Source organism: Rubripirellula obstinata (assembly GCF_001642955.1).
GTDB classification, from domain to species: domain Bacteria; phylum Planctomycetota; class Planctomycetia; order Pirellulales; family Pirellulaceae; genus Rubripirellula; species Rubripirellula obstinata.
The window spans coordinates 1-8,156 of sequence record NZ_LWSK01000178.1; the positions used below are offsets into that span (position 1 = coordinate 1).

The 8,156-nt window shown below is 54.4% G+C and carries 7 protein-coding genes; 3 read left to right on the forward strand and 4 right to left on the reverse strand.

Annotated elements, in window-relative coordinates:
* Positions 1-38 precede the first annotated feature (38 nt).
* From RC85_RS23915 to RC85_RS23925, 3 genes are all read right to left on the reverse strand, one after another.
* Positions 39-1,931 (reverse strand): alkaline phosphatase, encoded by a 1,893-nt coding sequence (locus tag RC85_RS23915; RefSeq protein WP_068267267.1) that lies wholly within the window; start codon positions 1,929-1,931, stop codon positions 39-41.
* Between the two features lie 6 nt (positions 1,932-1,937).
* A complete protein-coding gene (locus tag RC85_RS23920; protein WP_160148161.1) occupies positions 1,938-3,254 on the reverse strand; it encodes an outer membrane protein assembly factor BamB family protein in 1,317 nt (438 codons plus the stop codon).
* 65 nt (positions 3,255-3,319) lie between these two features.
* On the reverse strand, positions 3,320-4,225 hold the full coding sequence (locus tag RC85_RS23925; RefSeq protein ID WP_068267268.1) for an alpha/beta hydrolase: 906 nt from the start codon (positions 4,223-4,225) through the stop codon (positions 3,320-3,322).
* A gap of 115 nt (positions 4,226-4,340) precedes the next feature.
* Here RC85_RS23925 and RC85_RS23930 point away from each other — a divergent pair, with 115 nt between their 5' ends.
* A complete protein-coding gene (locus RC85_RS23930; RefSeq protein WP_068267269.1) occupies positions 4,341-4,961 on the forward strand; it encodes a hypothetical protein in 621 nt (206 codons plus the stop codon).
* A 110-nt stretch (positions 4,962-5,071) separates the two neighbouring features.
* On the opposite strand, the gene RC85_RS23935 is transcribed toward RC85_RS23930, so the two are convergent.
* The gene (locus RC85_RS23935; RefSeq protein WP_068267270.1) at positions 5,072-5,251 is read right to left on the reverse strand and encodes a hypothetical protein; all 180 of its coding nucleotides are present in this window, start codon (positions 5,249-5,251) and stop codon (positions 5,072-5,074) included.
* Between the two features lie 230 nt (positions 5,252-5,481).
* Here RC85_RS23935 and RC85_RS23940 point away from each other — a divergent pair, with 230 nt between their 5' ends.
* Positions 5,482-6,696, forward strand: coding sequence for a bifunctional 3,4-dihydroxy-2-butanone-4-phosphate synthase/GTP cyclohydrolase II (locus tag RC85_RS23940; RefSeq protein ID WP_068267271.1), 1,215 nt, complete (start codon positions 5,482-5,484; stop codon positions 6,694-6,696).
* Positions 6,693-7,562, forward strand: a complete 870-nt coding sequence (locus tag RC85_RS23945) for a prephenate dehydrogenase (RefSeq protein ID WP_068267272.1) — start codon at positions 6,693-6,695, stop codon at positions 7,560-7,562. Before RC85_RS23940 ends, RC85_RS23945 begins: the two co-directional genes overlap by 4 nt.
* The last annotated feature ends 594 nt before the right edge of the window (positions 7,563-8,156 follow it).

An 8,156-nucleotide genomic window follows, 5' to 3' on the forward strand; every position in this document is an offset into this window, starting at 1 on the left:
CATGGACGCGCGGGGCGATGCCCACGCGGTTAAACAGTTTAGAAACCCTTCACGGCGTTGGGCTGAACCCGGGCGGGATCAGCGACAGGACGCTGAGCTTTCGCTCCGGCTTCGGCGATCTTTTCTGGATAGTCGAGCACCAAATAGTGCCCGTGATCAGCGGTCACAATGACTGCGGTTTCATCCCAAGCTTCGTTGGCTTCAATCCAGTTCATCACCGACTCGAACGCTGCGTCACCACTAAGCGTCGCCCCAATGCTGTTGTCCAAATTGTTGGCGTGATTCGCCCAATCGACGTCGCCAGCTTCCACCATCAACCAGAATCCCTTTGGGTTTTTCTCCAAAACAGTCAGTGCTGCTTCGGTCATATCCGCCAGTGTCGGATTTTCTCGAATGTCTGCATCAGTGTATCGCTCGGTTCCTGCCGCATCGAAAGTTGGCGTGTAGTCACCGTCGGCGGTTTGAAATGGTAGATGGCCATTCTTGGTTCCAAAGAATCCAAGCAACCGCGTTGGCTGATCAGATCGCTCCGCTTGATCAGACTGATTCATTGCAGCAACATTGTCGGCGACCTTAACAGCGGCCTGCATCAAGACCTCTCTACCAGCCGAGCCCTTGGTACGCTGCGCGACAACATATTTGCCACCGTTTTCGATATCCGCTTTTCGCAAATCGTCTTGATGCAAGTACGGATTGCCAGTCGCGAAATTGTCTCCCTGTGACCGATCGCTCTTTTTGCCTTCGCCCCATCCACCCCCGATCAAAACGTCGACACCGGCCAGCGTATCATTGCGATGCGATGACGATGGCAAGCCCAACATGTCCCGGGCGATGTCTTGATAGTCTTTTCGCGAAACATTGTTCGCGTAGGCTGCCGCCGGTGTCGCATGGCTGACCGGAACGCTGGTAACGACACCGATGCTCATCTTCGTCTCTGCTTGCAGTCGGCGTGCAATGGGAATCAATCGACTTCCATCCGGCGCAAAGTTGATCGCTCCGCTGTAAGTCTTGGTTCCGGTGGTAATGCTGGTCGCCGAGGCTGCGGAATCAGTCACATTGTGTGGCCGTTCCCGATCGAGGCCCATCAAGTAATTCATACTGGATTGTTCATGCCACGGCACGTCTCCACCTCGCAACACGTCATAGCCACCGGTGGATTCTTTCGAGCAACTGATCACCGTTTGCGAGTTGACGTCAGTCTTAGCACCGGCTGCAAAAGCACTGGTCACGATCAAACCGAAATCCGTCACCGCGCGACATTCATCTTGAAAGGCCAACCCGTTGCCTCGTCCTTCTTCATAGCTGACTTGACCTTGTTTGAAGATTGACGCGGCGCGAGTCGTTTGCCAATCCATTCCGTCGAAAATAACGACGATGATGTTTTTGAAACCTGAATCAAGAGCATCAAGTTGCAACTGATGAAGTTCCGTTTGATCGAAATAGGTCGCCGTAGGATTGACTGTTGCCTCCGGCACGCGACCGTAGAGTTGTTTTAGTCGTTCGGGGTCGCTGTAGATGCTGCCCTTTTTTCGGATCGAGTCGAGCGTGATTCCGAAGGTGTAGACAGGAATCAAACGGTTGCTGTGGTTCAACCAATTGCTAAATCGGTCACCTTGGTTGCCCCAATGACCGTAGACCGCTTTCTGTGATCGCATGGATTGCGACTGCAAGTCACGCATGACGTCACCGGTGATGAATTTTGATTCCGGATCGTCTTTCTGCGACTGCTTGGCTGCTGGATCAGCGGTGACAAGGGCCTGAGCGAAACCATGCGAACAGAAACCATGCGAACATGAGATCAGTAAACAAACGCACAAGCCAAGTAGTAATGATCGATTCATTAAGGACGTCGGAATATCGGGTGCAAAGAGCGAAGCAAACACAGCAATCGCTACGGCACCGATATTAGTCGTCCGCGGATCGTTTGCCATCAGGCACTACTTCGGGGGCCCGGCAGCACTGCGACCAATCGCCACCAGGTATTCTTGCCGGTCCTGACCGAAGCCGACTGCCGGCCGCAAATACAGCCGATTGTCCACGACAACAGGACTGGCAAAGATCGAATTACCTGTTTGGTTTTCAGCCAGAATTTCACACTTTTCCGTGTTGGTGGAAATCACAACAACGCCGCCATCTTCGGACGCCGTATAGATTCGGTCTGCCACCAACAAAGGCGACGCACTGACTTTGCCGTCAAACAATCGCTTTTTCCAAACGCTTTCGCCGTCGTTGGCATCGATGCAATGCCCAATCCCGTTGTCATCAAGTGCCAACAAATGGTCGCCAAATCGAAGCAGCGATTGCTCGTAGCATTTCACGCGGTTATCCCACACGCGAACCTTGGTCCCGTCACCGCTTACGCACCAAGTTCCTTTGCCGGGGTAGCCTCCGCTGATGAAGACATTGCGATCATCCCAAACGACCGTACCGCAAATCGCATCGGTACTTTCGTCAATGGACCAGAGAAGTTTTCCATCGGCTGGGTCGTAACTGTTGATGGTGCTGGCACCTGCCAAAAAAAGCTGACGCGTTCCGCCAACGGTCGCCACAATCGGCGAAGAGAAACTCAGATTGATTGGACGCGGCGCTTTCCAAACTTGCTTTCCCGTTTCGCGATCCAGTCCGTACAGTCCACAACCAGCACCGTCGTACTCGGCGGCCACGATCACGACATTATCCTCGATGACCGGGCTGGCACCGTATCCGAATTGAAACTGATCTGGTTTGAAATCACAAACCTTTTTCTGCCAATCGATCTGACCCTCTGGCGTCACTTTGCTAAGGACAATCGAATCGTTGGTGTGAAAGCAGACAAACAGATGTTGTCCATCAAACGCTGGTGTTGGCGAAGCATGCGAATTGCTGGGGTGAATTCTTTCGGGCAACCCGTTGCGGTGCAGAACTGTTTCGCCGATCAGCTTTCCCGATTCTCGGTCAAGCTTTAGCAGCGACTGCGTTTTCTTTTCGTTGTCAGCGGTGGTCAAGAAAATCGCATCATCGGTGACCACGGGTGACGAGTGCCCGCGGCCAGGAATCGCTGTTTTCCACACGATGTTTTTGCCGCTGGTCAAATCCCAATTTTCGGGAACCTGATTGCCGCTGGCCGCATGATTGTCACCCGCCTGACCACGCCACGTCGGCCATGTTTCCGAACGGACCGAAGGAGCAAAAACGCACGCGATCAAGATCAACGCAGAAAAGTACGAAGATGCGATTCGCATCGATAGGGTTTGCATCGAAGGGGGAACGAGCATGTGCATTTTCGCAGTAAGTTTGGCAGAGAGTTATCGCGGGAAATTTCAGACTGATCTTGGTCGATTCAATTCAGATGATACTGGTCGCGAAAGAACTTGACCATTAACTGTCGAGTCCGCGGATTTAGAAAGGTCAGCATATGTCCCTGCCCAGAAATAACGCTCAGGTGGTGATCCACGCCAAGTTCTTTTTGCTTGGCCCCAAAAACCTTTGCTCCTGCAATGGGAACAATGATGTCTTGATCGCCATGAATGATTTTGGTCGCCGGATCATCCTTGGAAACGTGGGCCAGTGGTGAAGCCGACGTGTACAACTCGGACCGTTCGCGGCGAGAACCGCCCAAGAAGTATGCCATCGCGGTATTGTCGATCGGCAGATTTTCAAAGTCGCATGGTGGACCGCCGGCGCAGACAGCTTTCACCGGCGGCAGCAACTTCCAACGCGGATCATCGACCGACCAATCGCTCGCGGCGGCCTGGACTTTGATCGTCTCGTCCGCAAGCGATGCCGCCAACAAAGCCAGATGACCACCCGCGGAATAGCCGAACAGCCCGAACTTTTGCATGTCAAGCGAAAGCGATTTGCTTTGTTCGCGAGTCCATAGCATCGCACTGCGAACGTCATCAATTTGTGATGGGAACTTGTCATCGGGTGCCAAACGATAATTGATCGAAACCGCAGCAATCCCAACATCGGCCAGCGATCGGCAATAGCTTTCCAGCGTCCATTTATCACCACTCATCCACCCGCCACCATGAATCACCAAAACCACCGGGTAGCCCGAAACCGGCGGAGCAGAACCGGGCAGATAAACGTCGCAGAATCCAAACCGCTTGGCGTTGGCGCTGTATCGTTGGTTCCACTGGATTGTAATGTCGGCGGTGGTGGCCGCGTCGGGTTTGGCGACAGGTTCAGCGGCAAGGCACGTGCCGCTGATCAGCAAAACGGAAACATAAAACAATTTGAGCATGGACGATTCTGGCGACTGCAATTGATATCGGGCCCGGCAATTGACTAATGTCAAACCTGGTAACGCAGGTCCATTCTACCACGTTGCCAATATCAATCGCCAAAGGATCGCGATCATGAACTTTGACCCCGAAACAGCTCGTGAATACCTCGCCCTGACTGGTTCGGCGATTGCGGTCGCTTCGACGTTGTACTTTTGGCTGATCCGGGCGAACTGCGAAAAAGCTCAACTGGAAGTTCATCCCGTTCACGCTTTGTCGGGCAGCGTGCTGTTGAATGAAGACTACGAAACGCTGCGCCGATTGAATTGCAAAGAGGGCGAGGTGGGTGCGAAGTATTTTCTTGGTTTGGCGCTAGCGAATAACAGCACTCTGCCCAACGCGATTATCGGAATTCGCGTCTGGATAAAATTCGATCAAGCTGAATCGTCTAACGGCGAATCTTGGCGAGAAATGGATGTCGCCTGCAGTGATGGACAAAGCGATCTGGTGCCGATCAACATCGCACCGCTGACCACCGCCGCACTGAATCTGGCATTATCGACCGCAATCACCGGCACGCTGCAAGGCGGACATGTTGACCGTCAAATGCGGGCCAGCGAAGCTCTGCCGCCGCAAGTCCCCATCCGTATCGAAATGCGAGCGATCGGTGGGAAAACGTTTACGCAGAATTTCATCGATCCTGGTACGCGATTGCCGCGAACGCAAGGAAACTTGGACTCTGCCAAGGCCGCGTGATGCAAACTTGTGGAACGGAATTCATTCCATTGCATCGGTAGACTTGGTTCCATGATGAACGGAATGAATTCCGTTCTATGTTGGCTAGATAGATCAGCGTCAAACGCGAATCAGGCTTCGTCGGTCTGACCGGACGTAACCGGCGGCAGACTGTCTGACTTGGCGGCGTCAGCGGATTGCTCTTTCGTTTCGACGATCGATGATTGCGAAAGGCGAGCAAGTCCGACGAACGGGAACGAGGTGCCATGGACAGTTTGGATGAAGGCGGGGCTGTCGGTGGTCGTTTGCATGGGATCTCTTTAGGTGGGAGTTGTTTCTAAAATCGGACCGGCGATGCATCCCGCCGGACACTGAAACAAGTTGCAAGAGCTATACCAAATCATAATTCCATAAAGAAAGGCCTTTTTGGGCATCAAAGTGTCGCAGATCCGATCCCCCGCAAATCAAATTGACTGCCTATACTGTCGTCCCCGCTACAATCTGAATCCCTCTGATTTGATGCCCCCAACTGCAAACTTGAATGACTGACCAACTAAATACTGTCGATGAAGCCGTCGAAGCCATTCGGCGGGGCGAAGTCGTGATCGTCGTGGACGCCGAAGACCGCGAAAATGAAGGCGACTATATCTGTGCGGCCGAGAAAGCGACGCCTGAAGTCGTCAACTTCATGCTGTCCGGACGTGGACAACTGTGCGTCTCGATTCTGCCGCCGGTCGCCCGAAAGTTAGAACTCAGCCCCGTGGTCGTGCAAAACGACGCGCCGCTGAAAACCGCCTTCATGACGCCGATCGATATTCGTCACGCCAAAACAGGAATCACTGCGACCGAACGCAGCGAGACAATCGTTCGTTTGGCCAATGGCGACTGCGTGGCGGATGACTTTGTCCGGCCCGGCCACGTCTACCCGCTGTTGGCGAAACAGGGCGGAGTGCTTCGCCGCGCCGGTCACACCGAAGCCACCGTGGACTTGGCTCGCATGGCTGGATTGGCACCCGCGGGAGCCCTTTGCGAAATTTTGTCTGAATCAGGCGACCGTGCCACGCGCGACGACTTGTTCGCGCTCGCCAAAAAACACAATCTCAAAATGATCAGCATCGAACAACTGATCGCTCACCGACGCGTCAGCGAAAAACTGGTCAGCCGTTCCGCCGAAGCCAAGCTGCCGACGCGCTACGGCGATTTCGAGATCAAGGTTTACAAAGTTGATTACGAACCACAGGAACCAGTCGCCCTTGTCTTTGGTGATCTGACGGCTGACGGGCCGCCGCCGCTGGTCCGCATGCACAGCAGTTGTTTTACCGGTGACCTGATTTCGTCCTTGCGATGCGATTGCGGTGACCAACTGCACATGGCGCTCGATATGATTTCCAAAGAAGGTCGCGGAGCACTGGTGTACCTGCCCCAAGAAGGTCGCGGCATCGGGCTGGCTCAGAAAATTCGTGCTTACGCGTTGCAAGATCAAGGGATGGATACTGTCGAAGCCAACCACGCGCTCGGGTTCAAAGCCGACATGCGCGATTACGGCATCGGGCTTCAAATCTTGAAGGATCTAGGGCTGACCGAAATTCGCTTGCTGACCAACAATCCAAAGAAAACCGAAGCGTTCAATTTGCGCGGCTTTGATCTTCGCGTCGTCGATCAAGTGCCGATTGTTTCCGCCGTCAATGAGCACAATAAAAGTTACTTGGAAACCAAACGAGCCAAGATGGGGCATCGCCTGCCGGAAATGCAATGACGAGATCGCAAACAACAGCGCCGCGGCGAGTCGCAATCCTTGGCGTTGGATTATTGGGCGGCAGCGTTGCTCTTTCGATTCGCCGGCAACACCCCGACGTGCAACTGATCGGACTCGTTCGCGATCGATCCAAAGGTGACGCGTTGGTTGCCCGCGGCTTGATCGATGATTTCGCTGATTCGGTTGCCAATGTTTGTCGCGATTGCGATGTTGTGGTGGTGGCGACCCCAGTCGATCGGCTCGCTGATTTTGTAATCCAAGCGGCCAAGCATTCGCCGAGCGATTGTCTGATCACCGACGTGGGCAGCACCAAAGTCGAGATCGTTGCCACCGTCGCGGCTGATTCACTGGCGCGACTGAAATTTGTCGCTGCTCATCCGATCGCGGGCAGCGAGAAATCTGGCGCTGACTTTGCCACAGCGACTCTGTTCGATGGCAAACCGGTCGTCTTGACCCCCGATACCGCCACACCAGCGGATTTGTTGCAGCGGGCGACCGATTTCTGGACCTCCGTCGGCGGCCAAACCGTGGTCATGTCGGCATCGGAACATGACGTCCACTTGGCATCGACCAGTCATGTGCCGCACTTGGTATCCGCTTTGGTGGCAAGAATGGTGCAACAACCGGCCGGCCAATTGGTCGGTTCAGGATGGCGAGACATCACGCGAGTCGCTGCTGGCGATCCCGAAATGTGGACCGCCATCTGCGCCGCCAATCGAAACGCCATCCTCAGCGAAATGGAACGATTTGCTGAACACTTCGACGCCTTAAAAACGATCGTCGCCAGCGACGATGACGACGCACTTCACCAGTGGTTGGCCCAAGCCAAAGAAACCAAGCTAGAAGTTGAGAATCTGGAATTCTAGCCGCGGAGCGGTGAAAGCTTGGTTCGATCGACTCAATTCGCGGCCACCGAAAGCTTCGCCAACCGAGCCTCGAATCAGATTTCCACGTAATACCGATCGATCATACACATGCACTGTCCCCGTTCTCCTGTTCTACCGGTTGGCAACGCCTCCGTCGCCCCACTGTTTTGGCCAACGGCCATCTGCACCGTAGCCTAGGGCAACGCCCTAGGTCCCGGGCAACCCGCCGCGCCCGTTTTGCCAACGGCCATATTCAATCCCCGCGCTACCATCGCCGCATGGCCGTCCCCGATCCCCGCGTGTTCATGGCCGTTGGCCAAACAATCGTTGGCGTCCATATTCCTGGGGCGTTGCCCAACGCCGTGAAGAGTTTTAAACGTTTAACCGCGTGGGCATCGCCCCGCGCGTCGTACGGCTCCGAACACGCGGGGCGATGCCCAACGCGGCTAAACGAACTAAGGAACGAGCGGGGAATAAGTGTCGGCTTTCGCAGGGGACGTCGTATTAATTACTGCCGGATTGGTGTCGTCACTCATCCCGAGGGAAGTCGAACAAATCAATGCAAATTGTCGTTGATCGATCCGCGATCATAAC